A 23,233-nucleotide genomic window follows, 5' to 3' on the forward strand; every position below is an offset into this window, starting at 1 on the left:
GGTTAACGCTTGGAGAACTGTGGCTTTTTACGAGCTTTGCGCAGGCCGACTTTCTTACGCTCAACTTCACGCGCATCGCGTGTCACGTATCCTGCCTTACGCAGTTCGGCGCGAAGGCCTTCGTCGTACTGCATCAGCGCACGGGTAATACCGTGGCGAATCGCACCTGCCTGACCAAAGCTACCGCCACCGCTGACGTTAACCTTGATATCGAACTTCTCAACCATATCAACCAGCTCAAGGGGCTGACGAACGATCATACGGGCAACTTCACGACCAAAATACTGATCCAGTCCGCGGTCGTTAATTGAGATCGCACCGGTACCTGGCTTCAGGAATACACGGGCTGATGAAGTTTTACGGCGACCAGTGCCGTAGTATTGAGTGGCTGACATAGTACGCTTCCGATTAGATATTCAGTTCAACAGGCTGTTGCGCGGCATGTGGATGCTCTGCGCCAGCGTAAACTTTCAGTTTTTTAAACATTGCACGACCCAGTGGGTTTTTAGGCAGCATGCCCTTAACCGCGCCCTGGATCACTCGCTCTGGAGCCTTGTCAATCAGCTTCTCGAAGCTGATTGATTTGAGACCACCGGGATAGCCAGTGTGATGATGATACATCTTGTCTGTAGTTTTATTGCCAGTTACACGGATTTTCTCCGCATTGACAACCACAATGTAGTCACCGGTATCGACATGAGGCGTATACTCGGGCTTATGCTTACCGCGCAAACGGTGCGCAATCTCGCTGGCCAGACGACCCAATGTTTTATCGGCGGCGTCAACCACGTACCAGTCGTGAATGACATCGTTGGGTTTTGCACTTAAGGTTTTCATGAATCTCGCCTATGGGGACCGTACCGAACAAAGAGCGCGAATACTACATAAGCGCCAAGTGATTTTCAAGTGGAAAACGCAGCTTTTTCAGACCACTCGCCGACCACGCCACCCACTTATGGACGGTGCTCGCGGGACAGGTAGTCCTGTGACTGCATTTCCAGCAAACGACTTTGGGTACGTTCAAATTCAAAGTCCAGGCGCCCACCCTCATACAAGGATTCAAGTGGCGCCGCCGCAGACAATACCAGCTTTACATTGCGGTCGTAAAACTCATCGATCAAATTTATGAAGCGCCGGGCCTGATCATCTCGCCCCGCCCCCATCACCGGCACCCCGCTGAGCACCACCGCGTGGAACACTCGAGCCAACTCAATATAGTCATATTGGCTGCGCGGCCCGTCGCACAATTCGGCAAAATCAAACCACGCGACGTCGTCGGCAACCCGGCGGGCGCGAATTTTACGCCCCTCAATATCCAGCAGCTGGTCAACCACCGCAGGCTCCGGCGCCAGACTGTCGAAGCTGCGCAGTAAACTGGCCTCGGCGGCATCACCCAGCGGCTGATAGTAAAGCTCGGCCTGCTCCAGCGCCCGCAGCCGGTAATCCACACCGCCATCGACGTTCACCACCTGAACATTTTGTTTGATCAACGCGATGGCGGGCAGAAACCGCGCCCGCTGCAAGCCATCTTTATACAGCTGATCAGGCACAATATTTGACGTTGCCACCAGCACGACCCCGCGCTCAAACAGACGCTCGAACAACCCGGCCAGAATCATAGCGTCGGTAATATCCGAAACAAAGAATTCGTCGAAACAGATCACTCGGGCTTCGTCGGCGATGCGATCAGCAACCATCACCAACGGGTTCTTTTCCCCGGAGAGGGATTTCAACTCCTTGTGCACCCGCTGCATAAAGCGGTGGAAGTGGGCGCGAAGCTTATCCTCAAACGGCAGGGTATCGAAGAAGGTATCCATCAGATAGGTTTTGCCGCGACCAACACCCCCCCAGAAATACAAACCCTGTATCGGCGCCGGAGTCTCGCTGCGGGAAAAGCGGGAGAACAGCTTTTTCAACCCACCTCCCTGCCCTGACCTCGGCGCAGCAAGCAGCTCGTCATACAGTCGCTGCAGGCAATCTACCGCGTGAGCCTGAGCCGCATCATGGGAAAACTCCGGCAACGCAAGATCCCGCTGATAGCGCTCTTTCGGTGACAACATAGCCCTTCCCTCAAATTGAACGGCGGCAACTTTAGCGAGCCGACAGTAAATTGGCAATTTTTTCGCGGCTTTGGCTGAAGCTGAGCCATCCCCCGGTTATACTGTGAGCACTGCATGGAAAAGCCCATGCCTCTGGAGGAGAAAACGTGGACGAATTAATGACTTTGATTGCCGTGGGGCTGGTATGCCTGCTGGTAGGTGCAATTATTGGCTATTTTGTACTGGCGCGCATCAAGCCCGAAGAACAGAGCCGTGCCGCACTGGAAAAACAGTTCAATGAAATGCAAAAGCAACAACAGGACTATCAGCACCAGGTCAGCACGCACTTTGATCGCACCGCTGAATTACTGAATGACCTTGCCGAAAGCTACCGCAGCGTACACAACCATATCGCCGAAGGCGCCCGTCACATGCACGCCACCGGTATCAGCCCTCTGCAACCCTTACCCGAGGGCCGGCCTGTACTGGAAGCCAACCCCGCTACCAACAAACCCTCGCAACAGCCCCTCGACTACGCCCCCCGCCAACCGGGCAGCAAGGGTGCGCTGCACGAGGAGTTTGGTCTGGACAAATCAGAGGAAGACGTCAAACCCCCGATGGCCCCTCACCTCTAAACTCTCTCCCCAGCCAGCCCGCGCTCACGCCGGGTTGGCAATATCCACAAACTCATGCTCAATCCCAAGGCGCTCAGCCAGCACCTCACCCAGTGCCTGCACACCATAGCGCTCGGTGGCGTGATGACCCGCCGCGAAGTAATGCACACCAAGCTCCCGGGCGATATGAATGGTCGGCTCCGAGACCTCGCCACTCAGGTAGGCGTCCACTCCAAGCGCCGCCGCCTTATCGATATACGACTGAGCCGCTCCGGTGCACCAGGCAATTCGCTCAATCTTTTCGCTGCCGACGGCTTCCAATAGCGGCCTGCGACCCAACACCGACTCAATATGCTCAGCAAAAGCATTAGCGGTCATCGGCTTGGCCAACACCCCGACGTTACCCACGGGACGCGCAGACCCGTCCATACCCCCGGTGATACGAATCCCCAACAACTCCGCCAGACGAGCGTTATTGCCCAGAGCCGGATGCGCATCCAGGGGCAGGTGGTAGGCCAGCAAGCTGATCCCGTGCTTTAGCAAGGTTGTAATCCGTCGGCCTTTCATACCGGTAAGGCAGGGGTCCTCTCCCCGCCAGAAAAAACCGTGATGCACCAGCAGCACGTCGGCGCGACGCTCCACGGCGGCATCAATCAGCGCCTGGGAGGCGGTCACGCCACTGACAATTCGACTCACCTCCGGCCGCCCCTCCACCTGAAGACCGTTTGGGCAATAATCCTGAAATGCCTCCGGCTCCATGATTCGATTGGCCTGTTCTAACAGCGCGCTCAAGGTACTACTCACATTAACCTCTATGATTCAGCGTTGGATACATTCGTGGTAGGCTAGCACGACCCTTGGCTCGACCAAAATCGGCCGCCTTTTTCTGTATAGGTAACACTCATCAACAATCCGTCGCCCACCATCGCAGAGGCAAGCCGGTGAAGCAGCTTTCCCTACAATCCCTATTCTGGCCCAGCCTTTGTGGCCTTTTGCTAGGCCTGTGTATTCTCGCCTACCAACCCGCCAACACCACTGCACCCCAGGATTTCTCGGCCGCTGTTGAAGCTGCTGCCCCCGCCGTGGTGAACATCTACACCACCAAGGTGGTGCAACAGCGCCATCCATTGGCCAACGACCCGCTGTTCAAGCATTTTTTCAATCGCAACGGCAAGGTGCGCCAGCAATTGGAGCGCAGCCTGGGCTCCGGCGTGATCGTCGACGAACAGGGCTACCTATTAACCAACTACCACGTCATCAATGGGGCTGACGAAATTCTTGTCATGCTTCAGGACGGCCGCCAGGCGCTGGCAACGGTGATTGGCAGCGACGCGGACACTGACCTGGCAGTACTCAAGATCGACCTGGACAAGCTCACCAGCATCCGCGTCAGTGAGCCGGGCAAAGCCCGTGTCGGCAATATGGTACTGGCCATCGGCAACCCCTATGGTTTCGGCCAAACCGTCACCCAGGGCATTATCAGCGCGACGGGGCGCTACGGCCTCGGGCTCAGTCAGTTTGAAAACTTTATTCAGACCGACGCCGCCATTAACCCCGGCAACTCGGGCGGCGCTCTCATAGACACCCAGGGCCGCCTGCTCGGCATCAATACCGCCATTTACACCCAGAGCGGTGGTTCTACCGGTATTGGCCTGGCAATCCCCACCGACCTTGCTCTGCGCACGATGAACGACCTGATCCGCTTCGGCCGCCCGGTTCGCGGCTGGCTCGGCATAGAGGTAAGGCCAGTCGGCAACGGCACTAACGGCGTTGTGATTACCGGACTTGCAGACAAGGGGCCTGCACAACTGGCCGGCCTGCAGGTGGGTGATATTCTGACCGAGATCAACGGCGAACTGGTCGGCGACGGCCATGCCGGTATGCGGGTGATTACCGATACCCGCCCCGGCGAAACGGTCAAACTGGTGATACTGCGCAACGACGAGCGCATCAGGATCAGCACCGAAGTGGCCATGCGCCCCGGTCTACAGGGTAGCTAAACCGCCCTCGACTCAAGCGCCGAAAAAGCGGTCCAACGATTCCAGCAAAAGCTGATTCTGCTCCACGGTGCCCACGGTTATACGCAGAAAATTGTCGATACGACGCTGATTGAAATGCCGCACAATCACACCATCTGCGCGCAGCGCTGCGGCAATATCTGCCGCGGCCTCACTGCGATGTTCGCAAAACAGAAAGTTCGCCGCCGAGGGCAGCACATCGAAGCCCCGGGTATTCAGCTCACTCCGCAACTGCTCGCGATCGGCAATAACCCGGTCACAGCACTCGCGAAAATACGCCTCGTCACGAATGGCTGCTTCGGCACCGGCCAGCGCCACCCTGTCCAGAGGATAGGAGTTAAAACTGTTTTTGACCCGCTCAAGGGCCTCGATCAACTCCCGGTGCCCCACCGCCAGCCCTACACGCAGGCCCGCCAGAGAGCGCGATTTCGACAGGGTTTGAATTACCAGCAAATTGGGGTAGTCATTGACCAGTGTCACCGCCGACTCACCGCCGAAATCGACATAGGCCTCGTCGATAACCACAACGGTTTCATTGTTCACTTCAAGCAAGCGCCGTATATCCGCCAGCGCCAACAAACGCCCGGTGGGTGCATTTGGATTGGGGAAGATAATCCCCCCGTTAATCCCGGTATAGTCCGCCACCTGAATGGCGAAATCCTCATCCAGAGGAATCGCTTCACAGGGAATACCATACAGCTTGCAATAAACCGGATAAAAACTGTAGGTGATATCCGGGAACAACAGCGGCTTGCCGTGCTGAAACAGCGCGTGAAATACGTGAGCCAGTACCTCGTCAGAACCATTACCGACAAACACCTGATCCGCATCAAGCTGGTAGTACTCGGCAATACAGCCGCGCAAACTGTCTGCATTGGGATCGGGGTACAGGCGCAACCCGTCGCCGAGAACCTCCCGCATCGCCGCCAGTGCCTTTGGCGATGGTCCATAGGGGTTTTCATTGGTGTTGAGCTTGGTCAATTTATTCAGTTTGGGCTGCTCGCCGGGCACATAGGGCTGCAGATCCTTGACGATGGGACTCCAATATCTACTCATCGCTATCCCCCGCCATACGGTATTCAGCACTGCGCGCATGGGCCGTCAGCGACTCACCCCGGGCCAACACCGACGCCGTCGCCGCCAGAGTGGCGGCTCCCGCCGGTGAACAATTGATAATCGACGATCGTTTCTGGAAGTCGTAGACCCCCAGCGGCGACGAAAAACGCGCCGTGCCCGAGGTTGGCAGCACATGGTTTGGTCCCGCACAGTAATCACCCAGGGCCTCGGGAGTGTGCCGCCCCATAAATATCGCACCGGCATGGCGAATATCCGCCAGATATTGCTCGGGCTGATCAACAGACAACTCTAGATGCTCAGGTGCTATACGATTAACCAATGCGATAGCCTCATCCATGTCGGCAACGTGAATCATCGCGCCACGTCCCGCCAAAGACTGACGAATGATATCGACCCTCTCCATGTCGGGCAGCAAGCGCTCGATACTTACCGCTACCGCATCGAGAAAGTCCGCATCGGGGCTAATCAGCAACGATTGGGCGTCCTCATCGTGTTCCGCCTGGGAGAACAAATCCATCGCAATCCAATCGGGATCGGTCTTGCCGTCGCACACCACCAGGATCTCCGAAGGCCCGGCAATCATATCGAGCCCCACGCTGCCGAAAACCTGACGCTTGGCCGTGGCAACATAAATATTACCCGGACCGACGATTTTATCGACCCTGGGAATAGACTCGGTACCATAGGCCAAAGCCGCGATAGCCTGGGCACCACCTACGGCAAATACCCGGTCGACACCGGCGATCGCTGCCGCCGCCAGCACCATATCGTTGACAAAACCACGGGGGGTGGGCGACACCATAATCAGCTCTGCCACACCCGCGACCTTGGCGGGCACCGCATTCATCAGCACCGACGAAGGGTAGGTCGCCTTGCCCCCGGGCACATACAAGCCGACACGATCCATGCCGCGTACCTGCTGTCCGAGCACCGTGCCATCGGCCTCAGTGTAGCTCCAGGACTGCTGCACCTGTTTTTCGTGATAGTGGCGAATCCGCGCTGCCGCATTTTCCAGCGCCTCTCGTTGGGCGGCATCAATCCTCGTCAGCGCCGCCAGCAGCTGCTCCTGGGAGAACTCCAGCTCGGCCATTGCCGACACATCCAGCGCATCGAACTGACGGGTATATTCCAGCAGGGCCGCATCGCCACGCGCCTTTACATCCGCAAGTACATGTTGCACCGTCGATGCCACCGCGTCGTCCGAGACAGAATCCCAGGCGAGTAGCGCATCCAGAAGACTGTCGAAATCAGCCTGCCTGCTGCTAAGGCGGGCCATTAAAGGTTCAGGCATTCGCCACCTCCACCTGCCGCGCCTCAACGGCACGTGACAGATTACCAATGATTTGCTGAATGGTCTGGTGCTTGCGTTTCATCGCTGCGCGATTCACCACCAGTCGTGAACTGACATCGGCGATCAAATCCCGCGGCTCCATACCATTGGCGCGCAGGGTATTACCGGTATCCACGATATCCACGATCAAATCGGCCAGATCCATCAACGGCGCCAGCTCCATTGCGCCGTAGAGTTTGATCAGCTCCACCTGAATGCCACGCTCGGCAAAATGACGCCGGGCGACATTGACGAACTTGGTCGCCACCCGCACCCGCCCGGAAGGCAGGGCCTCTCCCACCCGGCCGGCGGTCATCAGCTTGCAGCGGGCGATATTCAAGTCGAGAGGCTCGTACATATCCTCAGCGCCGAGCTCCAACAGCATATCTTTACCCGCAATACCGATATCTGCCGACCCCAGTTTCACATAGGTCGGCACATCGGTACCGCGAATAACGATCAGCTGAATATGCGCATGATTGGTCGGAAAGATCAGCTTGCGACTGCTGGAAATATCCTCCAGCGGCTCGATCCCCGCCTCGGCCAGCAGTGGCAGGGTTTCCTTTAAGATACGTCCCTTGGTAAGGGCTATGGTAACGGGCTGATCCACGCGCAAAACTCCTGACTCTATACCGTTAACGCTAGCCTGCAATGCGACGAATGTCCGCACCCAGGGCTAGAAATTTTTCCTCAATACACTCGTAGCCGCGATCAATATGATAGATACGGTCCACAATGGTGTCGCCATCAGCAACCAAACCGGCAATTACCAGACTCGCTGAAGCGCGCAGATCGCTGGCCATGACCGGCGCCGCCTTCAAACGCTCGGTGCCGGTAATCATCGCGGTGTTGCCTTCCACGCTGATTTTCGCCCCCATGCGATTCATTTCATGAGCCTGAACCAGGCGGTTTTCAAATATCGTTTCCGTCACACGGGCCACGCCATCAGCAACGGCGTTCATTGCCGTAAACTGCGCCTGCATATCGGTGGGGAAACCGGGATAAGGCACTGTTTTGAAACTCACCGCTTTCGGGCGCTGCCCCTTCATGTCGAGATGAATCCAGTCGTCACCGGTTTCAATATGGGCGCCGGCCTCCTCGAGCTTGACCAATACCGCCTCCAGAGTGCGGGGGTCGATGTCCCGCAGACGGATGCTACCCCGAGTGGCAGCAGCGGCAACCAGATAGGTGCCCGCCTCAATTCGATCAGGCATCACTGAATAGGTACAGCCTTTGAGGGTATCTACGCCGTCTATCACGATCGTCGCACTGCCGTGACCACTGATCTTCGCCCCCATTGCAATGAGGCATTCCGCCAAATCGACAATTTCCGGCTCCCGGGCGGCGTTTTCCAGAATCGTCCGGCCGTCGGCCAGCGCCGCCGCCATCAACAGATTCTCGGTGCCACCAACGGTGACCATATCAAACAGAATATGTGCACCCTTCAGGCGGCCATTGGGACTGGTCGCTGTGATATAGCCCTCTTCGACATCGATATGAGCCCCCATCGCCTCCAGACCACGCAAATGCTGATCTACCGGACGGCTACCAATGGCACAGCCACCGGGAAAGGACACTCTGGCGTGTCCAAAGTGAGCCAGCAGCGGCCCCAGCACCAGTATCGATGCGCGCATTGTTTTTACCAGCGCGTAGGGTGCGGTGGTTTCCTTGGTTGTGGCGCCATTGATCTCTACACCGAGGCGCTCATCTACCAATAGCTCTGTGCCCATGCTCCGCAACAGGGCGATCATCGTTGTGATATCCTGCAGATGAGGCAGATTGCGAATCAGCACGGGTTCGCTGGACAGCAGGGTCGCCGCCAGAATTGGCAGTGCCGCGTTTTTTGACCCCGACACTCGAATTTCCCCGCACAGAGGTCCTCCGCCGCGAATAAGTAATTTATCCATGAAAGCTCCTGCGCTGTCGCACCGCGCCTGATTCAAAGCAAAATAGTAGTGGGGTCAGACCCCGTCGGGTTAACTGGCTTCGGCGGGCGTGAGAGCCTTGATATTGATGGCGTGGAGAGAGCCGTCTTTGATCCAGTCGTTGACCGCGGCATAGACCAGCTGCTGACGACGCACAGGACGCAAGCCCGCAAAGGCCTCGCTCACTACCTGCACATCAAAATGATTGCCTTCCCCGGAAACGTCGAACTCGCCGTCGGCGAAGTGCTCTTTGAGTCGTTCCAATATTTGTTCTTGCATACCCGCTAGGTTCCGTGAATCCGCTTAATCAGGCGGCGAATTGTACGCAATTGCAGCGGGATTGGCGAGGAGCGCGGCACGGGGCCGCGCAATCATCCCCGCCGGGAGGCGCGCAATCAGCCCGCCGCCTTTTCCATCACTTCCTGCGGTGCCACCGTCCAGTTGTCAATGACCTTGTCCAGATTGCCGTTATAGGCGATAAACGCCGCACGGAACTGGTTCTGGTAGATGCGGCCCAGGTTCAGGCCCTCAATCACGACATTGCGCAGCTTCCACTTGCCATCACTATCACGACGCAGGGTGTAAATCACCTCGTAGGGCTTTGCGCGCTCACCGTAGATATGTTGGCGCACACCGACACTGCCCGACAGATCAACATTGTCGCCCAGCGGCAGCACTTCAATGCGATTACCGTTAAAGCCCAGCAAGCCCTTGGCATAGGTATTAATCAGCCCGCTTTTGAAGTTTTCGGTAAAACGCTTCACGTTTTCCCGGAATTTCGCCCGCTCCTCCTCGGTTTTCAGGCTTTCGTAGTAGCCGCGGCTACCGTATTTACCCATTACCCCGCGGGCAAAACTTTGGAAATCAACGACATCATCCAGAATTTTCTCGATTTCACGGTTGTAGCGCGCCGGATCCTTGTCGATATAGCCCCGCGCCTCTTCAATTACCTTCATTACATGCTGGGTTGTGCCCACCACGACCTCGTAAGGCCCCTGGTTTGCCTTTGCATCGGCCGCGCTGGCCGCTCCTGCAACAACCAGCCACAACAATGCCGCAGTGGCTACTTTCACGAATTTAAGCATTATTCACTTCGCTCCGATTTATGTCCGATCAACGTCGTTGATCCGTATTCTATAGCTTCGACATCATACTACGTCATTCGCTCCGGAAGGGCCTGACTAGTAAACCTGTTAATTTGTCACATTGGAAATTATCATAGCGAACATTAGCGGCCGCTTAACGGGCCGCAAAACGATAAAAGGAACGCAGCTGCATCATGAAATCAACATACAGCGCCACCGCCCAGCGTGTTATCGCTATGGAACGGGACGCCGTTGGCACCCTCGCCACGCGTATCGACGACGCCTTCGACAAGGCTTGCGAGCTGCTGCTCAATTGTCGCGGACGGGTCGTGGTCACCGGCATGGGCAAATCTGGCCATATTGGCAACAAGATAGCCGCCACCCTCGCCAGTACCGGCACCCCCGCTTTTTTCGTGCACCCCGGTGAAGCCAGTCACGGCGACATGGGCATGATTACCGCCGGCGATGTAGTGATCGCACTGTCGAATTCCGGTTCTACGGCGGAGCTGGTCACCCTGATCCCACTACTCAAACTGCTGGCCGTGCCAGTGATTGCCCTGACCGGTAACCCAGCATCAGAGCTGGCCACCAGCGCCGACGTACACCTTGATGTGGGTGTCGAGGTCGAAGCCTGCCCACTCAATCTGGCCCCTACCTCAAGCACCACGGTTTCACTGGTCATGGGCGACGCCCTGGCCATTGCGCTGCTTGAAGCACGGGGCTTCACCGCCGATGACTTTGCCTTTTCCCACCCCGGCGGCGCACTGGGCCGCCGCCTGCTGTTAAAGATCGACGGCATTATGCACACCGGCGACGCCATTCCCCGGGTCGACGTCGGCTGTACACTGAGCACCGCACTGCTGGAAATGAGCAGCAAGGCACTGGGCATGACCACGGTACTCAATAGCGACGGCAGCCTGGCCGGCATCTTTACCGACGGCGATCTGCGCCGCGCGATAGATCGTGGCGTAGACATCCATCGCGCAGGTATTGACGAGGTGATGACCCGCAACTGCCGCACCGTTAAACCTGGCATGATGGCCGCCGAGGCCCTGCGCATAATGGAAGACAATAAAATCACCGTGCTCGTCGCGCTGGACAACGACGGCAAACCGGTGGGTGTTGTCCACACCCACGACCTGTTGAAAGCGGGAGTTGCCTGAGCCATGCAAACCGTTATTGAAAAAGCACGGCACATCACCCTGCTCGCGATGGACGTAGACGGCGTTCTCACCGACGGCAGCCTGTATTTCGGCAACAGTGGCGAAGAAATGAAGGCCTTCAGCATTCTCGACGGCTTGGGTATCAAGCTGTTGCGGGACGCTGGCATACGCCCAGCCCTCATTACCGGCCGCAGCTCCGACCTGCTGGCCCGCCGCGCCAAGGAGCTGAGCATCGACATTATTTACCAGGGACGGGAAGACAAGGCCACCGCACTGGAAGAATTGCGCAGCGACCTGAAGCTAGACTATAGCGAAATTGCCTATGTCGGCGACGACCTTCCCGACCTCGGTGCCATCCGCGCCGCGGGACTCGGAATTACCGTGGCGAATGGCCATCACTTTGTTGCCCGCCACGCCGACTGGCAAACCCGCGCCAGCGGCGGCAAGGGCGCAGTGCGGGAAATTGCCGAACTCATTCTAATGGCACAGGGCCAGCTCAACGCGGCACTCGAGAGCTATCTCTGATTATGGCAGCGCCCGGCTTTCGCATTACTGTGTCGTCGATTTTCTCGGTGCTGGCTGCCATCGCTGGCACGGTCATCTACCTGACCCAGTTCAGCGAAAGCGGCAAGCTCAGCCTCGCCGAGCGCTTTGACCCAAAACCCGATGTCGATTCTTACCTGGAAAATATCGAGGGACTGAAATACCGACCCGACGGCAGCGTTGCCTATCGCTGGCAAGCTCGCAGCGCCGAGCGCATGACGCTGAACGGCGAAGTCGTGCTGCACTCCCCCAACTACATCGGCAATATCGGTGCGCAGCGCCCGTGGACGGCCAAGGCAAACAACGGCAGACTGTCCCGCGATGGCCAGCAACTGGACCTGAGCGATAATGTCGTGGTCAAGGACCTGATCCGCGAAGCCGAAATTCGCACTGAAGCCCTGAGCATCGACCTCCAACGCAGCCTGGTCAGCACCGATCAGGCACTCAGCCTGAATTTACGTAACGGCACCACCCAGTCCGTCGGCATGACCGCCGACCTTGCCAATGAACGTATTGAACTGCTAGACCAAGTCAAAGGACACTATGAGCCATTATAAATACGCCAGCGGTCTGCTACTGGGCCTTTTGCTGAGTGCCAACAGCCTCGGCCTGCCAGAGGATCGGCGCCAGGCCATCAACCTCAGTTCAGACAAAGCGACCTATGAGAACAATCGCGGCATCTACACTGGCAATGTCAACATGTCCCAGGGCAGCCTGAAGATAAAGGCCGACAAGCTGATTATCGTCGAGTCTGACCGGCGAGTGGAAAAGGTCATTGCCGAAGGCAGCCCCGCGCACTTTGAACAGCAACCACGGAGCGACGAAGGCGTGGTAGTAGCCAGCGCGCAGCTGATTGAATACAGCCTCGGCGACGAGGAAATCCTGCTTCAGCGGGACGCAACCATACGCCATCAAGGCTCCAAAATCAGTGGCGACCGCATCGTGTACAGCGGCCGCAAGCAGATGGTTATCGCCGATGGCGGCAGTCGCGCTCTCAATGGTCGCGTGCAGATGACCCTGCAACCGCAAAGCAACCCCGAGGATACCCAGCAACCTGAAGCCCCCTCCGACCAAGCCAGCGAAGCCCCCGCCTCCAAGGCTGAAACGACGGAGCCAACGCCCTGATGCCAGTACTTCAAGCCAGTAATCTCGCCAAGGCTTACAAGGGCCGCGAGGTCATCAAAGATGTTTCACTGACCATCAGCAGCGGCGAAATCGTCGGCCTGCTCGGGCCCAACGGGGCCGGTAAAACCACCTGCTTTTATATGATTGTGGGCATCGTCAACGCTGACCGGGGTCGCATTATGCTCGACGACCGCGACTTGACCAGCCTGTCTATTCAGGGCCGAGCCAAGCACGGCGTCGGCTACCTGCCCCAAGAGGCATCGATCTTTCGCAAGCTTAGCGTGGCCGACAATATCATGGCCATTCTGGAAACCCGCCGCGACCTGAACCGCAAGCAGCGCCGGGAAAAGCTCGACGGGCTGCTACAGGAATTCCACATTACCCATATCCGCGATTCCCAGGGTATGGCCCTCTCCGGCGGGGAGCGCCGCCGGGTAGAAATCGCCCGGGCTCTGGCCACCGAGCCAAGCTTTATTCTACTGGACGAGCCCTTTGCGGGTGTTGACCCTATCTCCGTCAACGACATCCAGCAGATCATCCGCCACCTTCAGGCGCGAGGGATCGGCGTGTTAATCACTGACCACAACGTGCGCGAAACCCTGGACATCTGCGAAAAAGCCTACATCGTTGGTGAAGGGCGTATTGTTGCCGAGGGCAACGCCGAATCGGTGTTGAACAGCCAGATCGTGCGTGACATCTATCTGGGTGACAAATTCACACTCTAAACCTCAATTGATTAAAAAATCGGCACAGCAATTGCAGTGCGAAAGTATTGCAGCCAATTGCTGGCGGGACTACACTGAGACGGACGCCCCGCGCCAAACATCGGCGCAAGGGAACATCCTCCTAGCACGCTTGCTGTAGAAGTCACTGCCTATGAAACAATCGCTTCAGCTAAAAGTCGGTCAACAACTGACAATGACACCCCAGCTGCAACAGGCGATCCGTTTACTTCAACTTTCCACCCTGGATCTCCAGCAGGAAATCCAGTCTGCACTGGACTCAAACCCCCTGCTTGAAGTAGAGGAAGACGGCACCGCCGTCGATGCCGACAGCTCACTGCCCAGCAACAGCCAGAGCGCCGAAGCGCCGAACAAGACAGAGACCGAGACAGAGGTCGAGCCTAAAAGCGCCGACACCGACAGCGATTGGGCGGAACGCAACGACATTCCCGAAGACTTGCCCGTAGACAGCCAGTGGGACGACGTCTTCCAGAGCGCCCCCAGCACCTCCGGCAGTGGCAGTGGCGGCGAAGACAGTGACTACAACAACGACTATCGCCACGGCAGCTCCGACTCCCTGCAGGATCATCTGCGATGGCAGCTCAACCTGAGCCGCTTGTCAGATATAGACCGTCTGATCGCCGATGCCATCATAGACGCGATCAATGAAAAAGGCCGGCTCACCGTCAGCCCGGAAGACCTGGTCAGCGCCTTTGACGATGACAATGTCGAAATCGAAGAAGTGATGGCGGTTCTCCACCTGATCCAGCAGTTCGACCCACCGGGCGTCGGCGGTCAGGATTTACAGGAGTGCCTGTTGATCCAGCTTCGCCAATTGCCCCCGGACACCCCCTTCCTCAGCGAAAGCATACAAATTGTCAGCCAGCACATGGCTCAATTGGGCAACCGCGACTACAATCAAATTATGCGCCGCTGCCGACTTAAGGAAGAGCAGCTGCGCGATGTACTGCAACTGATACAAACCCTGAACCCAACCCCCGGGGACTCGATTGGCAGCGACGAAACAGAATACGTGGTCCCCGATGTTTTCGTTTCAAAGCGCGAAGGCCGCTGGCTGGTGGAGCTCAACCCCGACATCGCACCCAAAATTCAGATTAACGCCGGTTACGCCGCCCTCGCCCGACGTGGCAGCAATACCAGCGACAATGACTATATTCGCGACAATCTGCAGGAAGCCCGCTGGTTTATCAAAAGCCTGCAGAGCCGGAACGAAACATTAATGAAGGTGGCCACCAAAATTGTCGAGTATCAGCGCGGCTTCCTTGAGTACGGTGACGAGGCGATGAAGCCGCTCGTGCTGCACGACATCGCCGACGCGGTGGGCATGCACGAATCCACCATCTCGCGGGTAACCACCCAGAAATATATGCATACGCCACGGGGCATCTTTGAGCTGAAATACTTCTTTTCCAGCCACGTGTCCACCGACACCGGCGGCGAGTGCTCGTCTACGGCCATTCGCGCTCTGATTAAAAAACTGGTGGCCGCGGAAAATCCGCGCAAGCCATTGAGCGACAGCAAAATCACTGAATTACTCGCCGAGCAGGGTATCAAGGTTGCCCGGCGCACCATTGCAAAGTATCGGGAATCTCTGGTCATTCCGCCATCGAACGAGCGGAAGCGGCTGGTTTAGGGATCGCGCGGTCGCGCGGTCGTACACAACGCGCCGGGAGGCGCCGGATGTTTCTCAGCAATGAAGGAGCAAGATATGCAAATAACTGTCAGTGGTCACCATGTAGAGGTTACTCCGGCACTACGGGATTACGTGAACAATAAACTTGCCAAACTGCAGCGACATTTCGACAATATCACCAATACCGATGTTACCCTCACGGTAGAAAAGCTCAGACAAAAAGCGGAAGCTACCGTTCATGTGGCAGGGGCCGATCTTTTTGCCACCTGCGAGTCAGAAGACATGTATGCGGCAATTGACAGCCTGACTGACAAACTCGACCGACAGCTTATCAAACACAAGGAAAAAAACCTGGGGCGCTAGTCGCCCCGGCCAGTTTCCGGACACTCTCAACCCGGACCCAATCCGACAATGACATTAGACTCAATACTCAGCCCTGGACGTACCCATTGCGGTACGTCCGTTACCAGCAAAAAACGCCTGCTCGAACAGCTTGCCCAATTCCTCAGCGAGGACGACAGTCGGTTTAACCCCGACCAGCTGTTCAACGACCTGCTGGCCCGGGAAAGACTGGGCAGCACCGGTATCGGCCACGGCGTGGCAATTCCCCATTGCCGCAGCGAGCAGTGCACCGAAATCACCGGAATACTGCTGAAACTCACCGAAGCGATCGATTTCGAAGCGATTGACGACCAACCCGTGGACCTCGTTTTTGCATTGATTGTGCCGGCGGAAGCCCACGACGAACACATCAAGGTGCTCGCCGCCCTCGCCACGGCATTTAACAACGAGAGTTTCCGCCAGGCGCTGCGCAGCAGTCAGGACGACAGCACCCTGTATCAACGGGCCATCCAAAACCAGTAACAAAGGGGCGACAATGCAGCTCATCATTCTCAGTGGTCGATCCGGTTCGGGTAAAAGTACCGCCCTGCACCAACTGGAAGATGAGGGCTTTTACGCCATCGACAACCTGCCAGTGGCCATGCTGCCACAGCTGGTGCGCGAACTGTTGCAAAGCCCGCTGAAGCTGCATAAGAAAGTGGCGGTTTGTATCGACGCCCGCAATTCCCCTGATGAGCTATCCCGCTTTCAGGCCCTGTGCGAACAGGTACGGGAACACGCCACCCTGAGGATTATTTTTCTCGACGCCAACAACGACAAGCTCATCAAGCGCTTCAGTGAAACCCGGCGGCGTCACCCCCTGAGCAACGAATCACTGCCGTTGAGCGATGCCATTCGACTCGAACGGCTTCTGCTGGAACCCATCCTGCTTGAGGCCTCACTGACCATCGATAGCAGCGATATGACCGTGCACGATCTGCGCGCCTGTATCCGCGACCGAGTGCTCGGTGTCGATGCCAACCGACTGGCGGTACAACTGAAATCCTTTGGCTTTAAGCGTGGCCTGCCCATCGACGCCGACACGGTATTTGATCTGCGCATGCTACCCAACCCCCACTGGCACGAAGATCTGCGCAGCTTCACCGGGCGCGACGAGCCAGTGCGGGAATTTCTCGACCAACAACCTCCGGTACAAAAGATGTACGACGATATTCTTGGCTTTTTACGCCATTGGATACCGGAGATCGAAGCCAGTAATCGCAGCTACTTCACAGTTGCCATCGGTTGCACCGGCGGACAACATCGCTCAGTATATATGGTCGAAAAACTCGGCGAGGCCCTGCTTGATCTATCTCCGTCCCTGCAAGTCCGCCACCGCGAACTCCAGTAAAGGGCCGTCCTGAGAACTACCCATGCTAGAACAAAAAATAACCATTATTAATAAACTCGGACTGCACGCCCGTGCAGCGTCAAAGTTCGTTGCCACCACGGGTGCCTTCGCCGCGACCATTGAAGTGGGCGTGGGCGACAGGTTTGTTGATGGCAAAAGCATTATGGCGGTCATGATGCTCGCCGCCAGCAAGGGCACCGAACTGCACCTGCGCTGCGCTGGCGACGACGCTGAAGCCGCTATGAACGCGATTGTCACGCTGATTAACAATCGCTTTGACGAAGCGGAATAAATCGTTCTTTTATCACCATTTTTTCTCTGGGCAATTGTTGCGGGCCGCGGATTAAAGGATAATTCTCCCGGACAGAGCGTTCCTGCATTTCCGCCAGTGAGCGCGACCGCTACCCAGGGAATGTTATGGCCCAGTCGGCAGACAAGCATGAAACAGAGAGCCGCCTAGAGACCCTTAACGAAGCTCTCGGCTCCGGCGCGTTTCTGCAAATTCGCCGTATGCTCAACGGCCTTCCCCCCGTCGATGCCGCCCACCTGATTGAATCCACCCCGCAGAAAATCCGCGGCGTGCTCTGGCAGCTGGTCGATATTGAGAACGAGGGGGATATTCTCCAGCACCTGAACGACGAGGTGCAAAGCCAGTTCCTCAGTCAAATGGACGCCGAGGAAGTAGCGGCCATCACTGAAGGGCTGGAAGCGGACGATATCGCCGATATTCTCCAGCAGCTACCCGACCGGGTCATTCGCGAAGTACTCGACTCGATGGACCACCAGGACCGGGTGCGCATCGAGCATGTGCTTTCCTTTGACGAGGACACTGCCGGCGGTCTGATGAACACCGACACCATCACGGTGCGGCCCAACATCACCCTGGATGTCGCCATGCGCTACCTGCGCCGCCACGAAGAGCTGCCGGAAATGACCGACAGCCTGCTGGTGGTCAACCGCAACGACCAGTTCATCGGTGTCTTGTCGCTGCGCAAACTACTGGTGTCTGACCCCAGCGTTACCGTGCGGGAAATAATGGATACCGAGGTGGAGCCGATCCCCGCCAATATGTCCACCCGGGAAGTTGCCCAACTGTTCGAACGCCGCGACTGGGTATCGGCCCCGGTGGTCGATGAAAATCACTACCTGCTCGGCCGAATCACCATCGATGACGTCGTCGACGTTATCCGCGAAGAGTCCGACCATTCACTGATGAGCATGGCTGGTCTGGACGAGGACGAAGACACCTTCGCCTCGGTGTTTACCACGGCCCCCCGGCGCGCGATCTGGCTGGGCATCAATTTGCTCACCGCATTTATCGCCTCAGCGGTCATCAACCTGTTCGAAGGCACCATTGAAAAGGTCGTCGCCCTGGCCGTGTTGATGCCTATCGTTGCCAGCATGGGTGGTGTCGCCGGCACCCAGACCCTGACCGTGGTTATCCGTGGCATGGCCCTCGGCCATATCAGCCGCAATAACAGTCGCTGGCTGATTAATCGCGAGGTCCTGGTCGGATTGATGAACGGCGTCCTGTGGGCGGTCATCGTCGCAGCAGCGGCGAGCTACTGGTTTGACGATTACATTATCGGCGGGGTCATTGCCGCCGCGATGGTGATTAACCTGATTACCGCTTCGCTGGCCGGGGCGGTGCTGCCGCTGATCCTCAAAGCGCTGAAAATTGATCCGGCCCTAGCCGGTGGCGTGGTCTTGACCACCGTCACCGACGTTGTCGGGTTCATGTCCTTTCTCGGATTGGCGACCTATTTTTATCGCTGACCCCACCTTATAGAGCATCTGCTGTGACTGATTTCGACGACTCGCAACGCCCCAGTAAAACCGCCCTGAAAAAGGAAATGCAGGCCCTGCAGGACCTCGGTGCGCAACTGGTCAAGCTGAGTAATGCCGACCTGGCGAAAATGCCGATTACCGACCCCGACCTCGAAGAGGCGATCGCCACCGCCCGCCGAATCAAAAGTCACGAAGGTCTGCGACGGCAGATGCAATACATTGGCAAATTAATGCGCCTGATCGACAGCAGTGCCATTCAAGCGGCCCTGGAGGAACGCGAGCGCGGTCAGAAGGATCTCGCCCGCCGCTTTCATGAACTGGAAGGGCTGCGCGACCGCCTGCTCGAGGGCGGCGTGCCCGCCATTACCGAGGCCATGGAACGCTTTCCCGATGCCGACCGCCAGCGTCTGCGTCAGCTGTTACTGCAAGCAGAAAAGGAAAAAGCCGCGCAAAAGCCCCCCGCCGCAGCGCGCAAGCTGTTTCGGTATTTACGGGAATTGCAGGAAATTGCCAACGCCAACGAGGTCAACCGCTAGCCAACTCACTCTATTTAACCCGGTCGCTTTCCACGTCGAAGATTTTGCGAAAGGACAACTGAGGGTCCTGCACACTCCCTGAGAGGTCGTACACCGCGCTGGAAAAACTATCGACCTGCTCCTCGAACACCTTGGTGACCACATAGGCGCCGGCTGCAGCGGGCAAGCCACCCACCAACGCTGCCATCCACGGCAGATTACTGCCAACCGGCAGCGTCGCCACCAGGCGCATATCCAGTTGCTCGGAAATCAGGTCGATATTGCCCGTCATCTGGAAGCGACTCGACGGACCGACCACATTCAGCGGCGAGGTAAGGTGCATACTCCCGGTGGCGAAACCCAGCTCGCCACTGACATCATCAAAGTGAATGCCCTTGCCGAAAACATCGCGAAAATCAAATTTCAAACGGCGCACCAGGTTGGTCATATTGAACACGCTCAGCACCCGCAGCGTACCACTGGCGGCATCGGAGCTTTTCAAAAACCGGCCGTCCTTAAAGTGGAAACCGACCCGACCCTGGCTCTTGGCCATCGTCCAGGCGTCAGGCGAGCCCAGCCAGCCGATGTTCATATCAATGGTGCCGCTGCGGGTTTCCATCACCTTCTCATAGCCCAGCGAACGCAGGGTATCGCCGATGTCCTTGACGCCGAAACGCCCACGCAACTGGGAGCGCATCACACCGGTGGTGTCCCGCCACCAATGCAGACTGTTCTCCTGAGTGCCGCTGTCCAGCACGACCCCCATCACCTGCCCCCGCAAGGACAGGAAATGCGCTCCCTGTTCGTCGCTGCGCAGATTAAAGCCCAAACGCCCGTAATTGCGCGCACCTATCGTCAGCTTATCAACATCGAAGTCCACTGCGGGAAGGCTGCTCGGGTCCACCTGGCTCAGCGGTGCCGGGGCGCCGGGCTCTGACTTGGGCAAATCGGCAAGGTTGATCCGCGCAAAATACCCGGCGATGGGTTCACCCTCCGCCAGTGGGAAAAACACATCTCCGGCCAATTCGTCAGCCGCGAGATTTATGCTCCAGCCATTATCAGAACTCTGTGCCTGCAGCCGCAGATCGTTAAGAGGCAGCCCCATCACATCCGCCTCGGCAATGCGAATGCCCTCGACGACTATCGGCATCGACGATGTGCCACCGTGCTTTCCCGCTTGGCTGGTAAACCGCGTCAAGGTCGGCAGCCACTGGTCTGTGGTGGCAAAATCAAGCGCACCGACGATCGAGACAGCGTTATCCCGCAGCGTTGCCGAGGACGATTTACCCACACTCAGCGCAATGGCCGGGCGATCACCGCCAAGACGCGCACGCAGGCGAAACTCATCGCCCAACGACATGGTCAGCGGTGGATCAACATCGGCGAAGCGGTAATTCAATACCAAGGGCATTGGTTCCGAGGCGGCCTTGTAAATCGGTTGCGGTAGCTGGATACCCACACCGACCATATTGGAGGTCACCTTGACGCCCGGATTTTGCCCACCAGCGGCGAGCTCAAGACGCACCGCCGTGCGGCCGTCAAAGAATGTCAGCGCGGGTTGGTCCAGCCAACGCTGGACATCGCGCATATTGACAAAACCCTGAGCGTCCACCGATACCGCTGAACCGGATTGGTGGAGAATAGCGCGTATGGGCTCGCCAAAGAGCTTGGCGCTCAGCGACTCGCTGTTCAGTCCTGATTCGGTCTGGTAATGCACTCGACCATCAACCTCGGTCAAGGACAGGTTTAGCTCAGGGAACAGCAACAGGGGCAGGTTCACATCGGCAACAACATTGACCTGTGGCAGCGGCTCACCCTCCAGCGGCATTTCCAGATCAAAGCGAGTAGCAATGCGCCCCTCGCCACGCCAGCTATCAATGGCCTGCCCACTGAGATCACCGAGTGGAGATTGCCGGAATAATCGCTGCACTGCGGCAAAGGTGGGCGATGCCTTCGCCGAAACTTTCAGCGTTGACTGGCCGCTCTCCTCACTAATAAGTACGGCGACATCACTGGCGGCGATGCCACTGATGCTGACATCTTCGCCGCTGGCAAGCACCTCACCATTATCCAGCAGCAGTGTTGCTTTGCCCGCTTGAATTGCCGGCCAGTCGGGCTGAAAGCGCAAATTCAGGTCAGACACGGCCAGCTTCAACTGTACCGACCGGGAGTTCGCTCCCCCCCCCTCGAGGGCACCGTGGTAGATAAAATCAGCGCGATCGGCGCGGCCGGATTTCACGCTATCGGCAATCCAGGAGCGCAGCCCATCACTGAGGAAATAGGGAATAAATTTCTGCCCCTCGCCGAGATCGAGATCCTCCACCGCAACAGCCAAAGTCATTTGCGGCGGGACTTCGGCGTCTTTCTCCAGGGGCAGGCTCAGGCGAAGCAATGCCGAGTGCCGGGCATCACTGTTGCGCAGGGTAATCGGGCCGCTGTACAGACGCAGTCGCTGATCGGCAATCTCCCAGCGCAACTCCCCGCGGACATCGCTCAGCGCAAACGCCTCGTGGTAGACATTGGGAAAGTGCAGACTCATCTCGCTGCTGTCGATAAGCAGCTTACCGCCGTCGCGCTGCACGTCGATAAATCCCGACAAGCCGGATACCCCTGGTGCCCCATGCCACGGCTCCAGCGACAGGGCTTGCAGCTCACTCTGCAGCGAAAACGCTACTTCTTCCCGAGTATCCACCACCACCCGCGCATGGCGTAACTCGCCCTTGGCGCCGACGACTTTCAGGGTATTTTGCAATTCCGGGTGCAGCACACCGGCATTGGTCAGCAATTCGGCACTGGCGTGAAGATCGAGTTGCGGCAGGGCAAATCGCCAGCGATGGCGGTCAGGGTGATCCATCGACAAGCCACTGAGATCGATATGCTGATCTCGCCACAGAGCGGAAAACTCACTGAAGGCCAGTTGCCAGACACCCCGGTGGTGGCTGCCGCTAAAGCGCATTTCAACGTCGTTAAACACATCGTTGCTGCCCCAGGCAACACCGGCAGCCAACTCCGGGGCGCGCAGTATTCCCCGCAAACTTAAACGCCGCCCCTCTCGCCAGCGAAACCATATTTCACCACTGGCTTCGCTGTTGGCCAGCCCCTCGTGCTCAAACAGGGGAGCCAGTGAGGTCATACTGGCCTGATCCACCACGGCGTAGGTGTTGGCAGAGAATTCCTCGTCGCGGGGATCGCCTCTGGCTTCGCCGAGGAAGCGAATATCACCGCCACCGTCGGTACTGATCCGACCATAGCTACGGCGAAAAAAACCGTCACCCACCCAGGAGAAATCTTCGATCCGAGCAGAGGTTTTACGACCATCGGCAAAATGCAGGTTCAGGTGCAACTCATCCATGTCGGCGCGACGCACCGCTAACACGAGATCGATCAAGGGATCGATGCCGACCTCATCGGAACCGGCAGACAAGCCCGGCAACGACCAACGACCCTCGGCATTCTGCTCGAGGTAGAGTTCCAATTTGCCGAGCCTTAACTGGCTCAATCTGGGGCCAACCCCGAGCAGACTGCTGACCGGATCCAGCTCGACAGTGACGCGATCCAACACGATTGCCCCACCGGCAATGGTCAGATCCGCAGCGGAAATAATAGGGGATAATCCTGACCAGTTCCCCGTCAGTTGACTCACTGAAAGTGGAATTTCGGTCATGTTCTGCACGTAATCCATGATCTCGTGCTGGTAACGAGCCACCAGACCGATGTACTGCCGCCCGAGACTGGCGTACAGCGCCAACAGTACCAGCACCAGCAGCGCACAGGCCCAAAGCAATTTGTACACTCGGCGAAGGAACTCAGCCACCACAGTCACCCGATAGCAATAACGCAGACAGCGCGATGGCCGGCAGGCACTGTGTCAACACAGCGAACCAGCGCTCCCGCGGTCAACGC

At 57.5% G+C, this 23,233-nt stretch carries 25 protein-coding genes; 14 read left to right on the plus strand and 11 right to left on the minus strand.

Annotated elements, in window-relative coordinates; genetic code table 11:
• Window positions 1-2 precede the first annotated feature (2 nt).
• The 3 genes from rpsI to zapE all read right to left on the minus strand — a co-directional run bounded on the left by rpsI (window position 3) and on the right by zapE (window position 2,060).
• On the minus strand, window positions 3-395 hold the full coding sequence (gene rpsI / locus HCU74_RS15940; protein ID WP_168451417.1) for a 30S ribosomal protein S9: 393 nt from the start codon (window positions 393-395) through the stop codon (window positions 3-5).
• Window positions 396-408: 13 nt separating this feature from the next.
• Window positions 409-837 (minus strand): 50S ribosomal protein L13, encoded by a 429-nt coding sequence (rplM, locus tag HCU74_RS15945; RefSeq protein ID WP_168451418.1) that lies wholly within the window; start codon window positions 835-837, stop codon window positions 409-411.
• A gap of 116 nt (window positions 838-953) precedes the next feature.
• Entirely contained in the window at window positions 954-2,060 is a 1,107-nt protein-coding gene (gene zapE / locus HCU74_RS15950) for a cell division protein ZapE (RefSeq protein WP_168451419.1), read from the minus strand.
• 146 nt (window positions 2,061-2,206) lie between these two features.
• Here zapE and HCU74_RS15955 point away from each other — a divergent pair, with 146 nt between their 5' ends.
• Window positions 2,207-2,674: a ZapG family protein gene (locus tag HCU74_RS15955; protein ID WP_168451420.1), complete on the plus strand. Its 468-nt coding sequence runs from the start codon at window positions 2,207-2,209 to the stop codon at window positions 2,672-2,674.
• Between the two features lie 24 nt (window positions 2,675-2,698).
• Here the strand turns inward: HCU74_RS15955 and HCU74_RS15960 are convergent, their stop codons facing one another.
• Entirely contained in the window at window positions 2,699-3,457 is a 759-nt protein-coding gene (locus tag HCU74_RS15960; RefSeq protein ID WP_168451421.1) for a Nif3-like dinuclear metal center hexameric protein, read from the minus strand.
• 137 nt (window positions 3,458-3,594) lie between these two features.
• Here HCU74_RS15960 and HCU74_RS15965 point away from each other — a divergent pair, with 137 nt between their 5' ends.
• Window positions 3,595-4,653 carry a trypsin-like peptidase domain-containing protein gene (locus HCU74_RS15965; protein WP_168451422.1) on the plus strand — a complete coding sequence of 353 codons (1,059 nt, stop codon included), beginning with the start codon at window positions 3,595-3,597 and terminating at the stop codon, window positions 4,651-4,653.
• Window positions 4,654-4,665: 12 nt separating this feature from the next.
• On the opposite strand, the gene hisC is transcribed toward HCU74_RS15965, so the two are convergent.
• From hisC to HCU74_RS15995, 6 genes are all read right to left on the minus strand, one after another.
• Window positions 4,666-5,727 (minus strand): histidinol-phosphate transaminase, encoded by a 1,062-nt coding sequence (gene hisC, locus HCU74_RS15970; protein ID WP_168451423.1) that lies wholly within the window; start codon window positions 5,725-5,727, stop codon window positions 4,666-4,668.
• Window positions 5,720-7,039, minus strand: coding sequence for a histidinol dehydrogenase (hisD, locus tag HCU74_RS15975; RefSeq protein WP_168451424.1), 1,320 nt, complete (start codon window positions 7,037-7,039; stop codon window positions 5,720-5,722). Before hisD ends, hisC begins: the two co-directional genes overlap by 8 nt.
• Window positions 7,032-7,688, minus strand: coding sequence for an ATP phosphoribosyltransferase (hisG, locus tag HCU74_RS15980; RefSeq protein ID WP_168451425.1), 657 nt, complete (start codon window positions 7,686-7,688; stop codon window positions 7,032-7,034). Before hisG ends, hisD begins: the two co-directional genes overlap by 8 nt.
• Before the next feature lie 31 nt (window positions 7,689-7,719).
• Window positions 7,720-8,985 carry a UDP-N-acetylglucosamine 1-carboxyvinyltransferase gene (gene murA, locus HCU74_RS15985; RefSeq protein ID WP_168451426.1) on the minus strand — a complete coding sequence of 422 codons (1,266 nt, stop codon included), beginning with the start codon at window positions 8,983-8,985 and terminating at the stop codon, window positions 7,720-7,722.
• Between the two features lie 69 nt (window positions 8,986-9,054).
• Window positions 9,055-9,282, minus strand: a complete 228-nt coding sequence (locus tag HCU74_RS15990; protein WP_168451427.1) for a BolA family protein — start codon at window positions 9,280-9,282, stop codon at window positions 9,055-9,057.
• Window positions 9,283-9,398: 116 nt separating this feature from the next.
• Window positions 9,399-10,088, minus strand: coding sequence for an MlaC/ttg2D family ABC transporter substrate-binding protein (locus HCU74_RS15995; RefSeq protein ID WP_168451428.1), 690 nt, complete (start codon window positions 10,086-10,088; stop codon window positions 9,399-9,401).
• Window positions 10,089-10,282: 194 nt separating this feature from the next.
• Between HCU74_RS15995 and HCU74_RS16000 the strand changes: the two genes are divergently transcribed.
• The 12 genes from HCU74_RS16000 to yjgA all read left to right on the plus strand — a co-directional run bounded on the left by HCU74_RS16000 (window position 10,283) and on the right by yjgA (window position 19,351).
• Window positions 10,283-11,251, plus strand: a complete 969-nt coding sequence (locus tag HCU74_RS16000) for a KpsF/GutQ family sugar-phosphate isomerase (protein WP_168451429.1) — start codon at window positions 10,283-10,285, stop codon at window positions 11,249-11,251.
• A 3-nt stretch (window positions 11,252-11,254) separates the two neighbouring features.
• Window positions 11,255-11,776: a KdsC family phosphatase gene (locus tag HCU74_RS16005; protein WP_168451430.1), complete on the plus strand. Its 522-nt coding sequence runs from the start codon at window positions 11,255-11,257 to the stop codon at window positions 11,774-11,776.
• Window positions 11,777-11,778: 2 nt separating this feature from the next.
• Complete coding sequence (gene lptC, locus HCU74_RS16010) at window positions 11,779-12,351, plus strand: LPS export ABC transporter periplasmic protein LptC (RefSeq protein ID WP_168451431.1); 573 nt, start codon at window positions 11,779-11,781, stop codon at window positions 12,349-12,351.
• Window positions 12,338-12,919 carry a lipopolysaccharide transport periplasmic protein LptA gene (gene lptA, locus HCU74_RS16015; RefSeq protein ID WP_168451432.1) on the plus strand — a complete coding sequence of 194 codons (582 nt, stop codon included), beginning with the start codon at window positions 12,338-12,340 and terminating at the stop codon, window positions 12,917-12,919. Before lptC ends, lptA begins: the two co-directional genes overlap by 14 nt.
• Complete coding sequence (lptB, locus tag HCU74_RS16020; protein WP_168451433.1) at window positions 12,919-13,644, plus strand: LPS export ABC transporter ATP-binding protein; 726 nt, start codon at window positions 12,919-12,921, stop codon at window positions 13,642-13,644. The genes lptA and lptB overlap by 1 nt, the downstream gene beginning before the upstream one ends.
• Window positions 13,645-13,795: 151 nt before the next feature.
• Window positions 13,796-15,295: an RNA polymerase factor sigma-54 gene (locus HCU74_RS16025; protein ID WP_168451434.1), complete on the plus strand. Its 1,500-nt coding sequence runs from the start codon at window positions 13,796-13,798 to the stop codon at window positions 15,293-15,295.
• A 75-nt stretch (window positions 15,296-15,370) separates the two neighbouring features.
• A complete protein-coding gene (gene hpf, locus HCU74_RS16030; protein WP_168451435.1) occupies window positions 15,371-15,658 on the plus strand; it encodes a ribosome hibernation-promoting factor, HPF/YfiA family in 288 nt (95 codons plus the stop codon).
• A 48-nt stretch (window positions 15,659-15,706) separates the two neighbouring features.
• Window positions 15,707-16,159, plus strand: a complete 453-nt coding sequence (locus HCU74_RS16035) for a PTS sugar transporter subunit IIA (RefSeq protein WP_168451436.1) — start codon at window positions 15,707-15,709, stop codon at window positions 16,157-16,159.
• Window positions 16,160-16,172: 13 nt separating this feature from the next.
• Entirely contained in the window at window positions 16,173-17,027 is an 855-nt protein-coding gene (gene rapZ / locus HCU74_RS16040) for an RNase adapter RapZ (protein WP_168451437.1), read from the plus strand.
• Window positions 17,028-17,049: 22 nt separating this feature from the next.
• The gene (locus HCU74_RS16045) at window positions 17,050-17,319 is read left to right on the plus strand and encodes an HPr family phosphocarrier protein (protein ID WP_168451438.1); all 270 of its coding nucleotides are present in this window, start codon (window positions 17,050-17,052) and stop codon (window positions 17,317-17,319) included.
• A 125-nt stretch (window positions 17,320-17,444) separates the two neighbouring features.
• Window positions 17,445-18,803 carry a magnesium transporter gene (gene mgtE, locus HCU74_RS16050; protein WP_168451439.1) on the plus strand — a complete coding sequence of 453 codons (1,359 nt, stop codon included), beginning with the start codon at window positions 17,445-17,447 and terminating at the stop codon, window positions 18,801-18,803.
• Between the two features lie 23 nt (window positions 18,804-18,826).
• On the plus strand, window positions 18,827-19,351 hold the full coding sequence (yjgA, locus tag HCU74_RS16055) for a ribosome biogenesis factor YjgA (RefSeq protein WP_168451440.1): 525 nt from the start codon (window positions 18,827-18,829) through the stop codon (window positions 19,349-19,351).
• A 10-nt stretch (window positions 19,352-19,361) separates the two neighbouring features.
• On the opposite strand, the gene HCU74_RS16060 is transcribed toward yjgA, so the two are convergent.
• Window positions 19,362-23,144 carry a YhdP family protein gene (locus HCU74_RS16060; RefSeq protein WP_168451441.1) on the minus strand — a complete coding sequence of 1,261 codons (3,783 nt, stop codon included), beginning with the start codon at window positions 23,142-23,144 and terminating at the stop codon, window positions 19,362-19,364.
• Window positions 23,145-23,233: the final 89 nt, after the last annotated feature.

The sequence above is a fragment of the Spongiibacter thalassae genome (assembly GCF_012272835.1).
Lineage (GTDB): Bacteria > Pseudomonadota > Gammaproteobacteria > Pseudomonadales > Spongiibacteraceae > Spongiibacter > Spongiibacter thalassae.

What these genes read in the sequence shown, in the direction of transcription:
- HCU74_RS15995 (WP_168451428.1), bottom strand. Translation starts at nt 10,088, where the DNA reads ATGCTTAAATTCGTGAAAGTAGCCACTGCGGCATTGTTGTGGCTGGTT.
- lptB (WP_168451433.1), top strand. Translation starts at nt 12,919, where the DNA reads ATGCCAGTACTTCAAGCCAGTAATCTCGCCAAGGCTTACAAGGGCCGC.
- HCU74_RS16025 (WP_168451434.1), top strand. Translation starts at nt 13,796, where the DNA reads ATGAAACAATCGCTTCAGCTAAAAGTCGGTCAACAACTGACAATGACA.
- HCU74_RS16035 (WP_168451436.1), top strand. Translation starts at nt 15,707, where the DNA reads ATGACATTAGACTCAATACTCAGCCCTGGACGTACCCATTGCGGTACG.
- mgtE (WP_168451439.1), top strand. Translation starts at nt 17,445, where the DNA reads ATGGCCCAGTCGGCAGACAAGCATGAAACAGAGAGCCGCCTAGAGACC.
- lptA (WP_168451432.1), top strand. Translation starts at nt 12,338, where the DNA reads ATGAGCCATTATAAATACGCCAGCGGTCTGCTACTGGGCCTTTTGCTG.
- HCU74_RS15990 (WP_168451427.1), bottom strand. Translation starts at nt 9,282, where the DNA reads ATGCAAGAACAAATATTGGAACGACTCAAAGAGCACTTCGCCGACGGC.
- HCU74_RS16045 (WP_168451438.1), top strand. Translation starts at nt 17,050, where the DNA reads ATGCTAGAACAAAAAATAACCATTATTAATAAACTCGGACTGCACGCC.
- zapE (WP_168451419.1), bottom strand. Translation starts at nt 2,060, where the DNA reads ATGTTGTCACCGAAAGAGCGCTATCAGCGGGATCTTGCGTTGCCGGAG.
- lptC (WP_168451431.1), top strand. Translation starts at nt 11,779, where the DNA reads ATGGCAGCGCCCGGCTTTCGCATTACTGTGTCGTCGATTTTCTCGGTG.
- rplM (WP_168451418.1), bottom strand. Translation starts at nt 837, where the DNA reads ATGAAAACCTTAAGTGCAAAACCCAACGATGTCATTCACGACTGGTAC.
- murA (WP_168451426.1), bottom strand. Translation starts at nt 8,985, where the DNA reads ATGGATAAATTACTTATTCGCGGCGGAGGACCTCTGTGCGGGGAAATT.
- HCU74_RS16005 (WP_168451430.1), top strand. Translation starts at nt 11,255, where the DNA reads ATGCAAACCGTTATTGAAAAAGCACGGCACATCACCCTGCTCGCGATG.
- rapZ (WP_168451437.1), top strand. Translation starts at nt 16,173, where the DNA reads ATGCAGCTCATCATTCTCAGTGGTCGATCCGGTTCGGGTAAAAGTACC.
- hisD (WP_168451424.1), bottom strand. Translation starts at nt 7,039, where the DNA reads ATGCCTGAACCTTTAATGGCCCGCCTTAGCAGCAGGCAGGCTGATTTC.
- rpsI (WP_168451417.1), bottom strand. Translation starts at nt 395, where the DNA reads ATGTCAGCCACTCAATACTACGGCACTGGTCGCCGTAAAACTTCATCA.
- hisC (WP_168451423.1), bottom strand. Translation starts at nt 5,727, where the DNA reads ATGAGTAGATATTGGAGTCCCATCGTCAAGGATCTGCAGCCCTATGTG.
- HCU74_RS16000 (WP_168451429.1), top strand. Translation starts at nt 10,283, where the DNA reads ATGAAATCAACATACAGCGCCACCGCCCAGCGTGTTATCGCTATGGAA.
- hpf (WP_168451435.1), top strand. Translation starts at nt 15,371, where the DNA reads ATGCAAATAACTGTCAGTGGTCACCATGTAGAGGTTACTCCGGCACTA.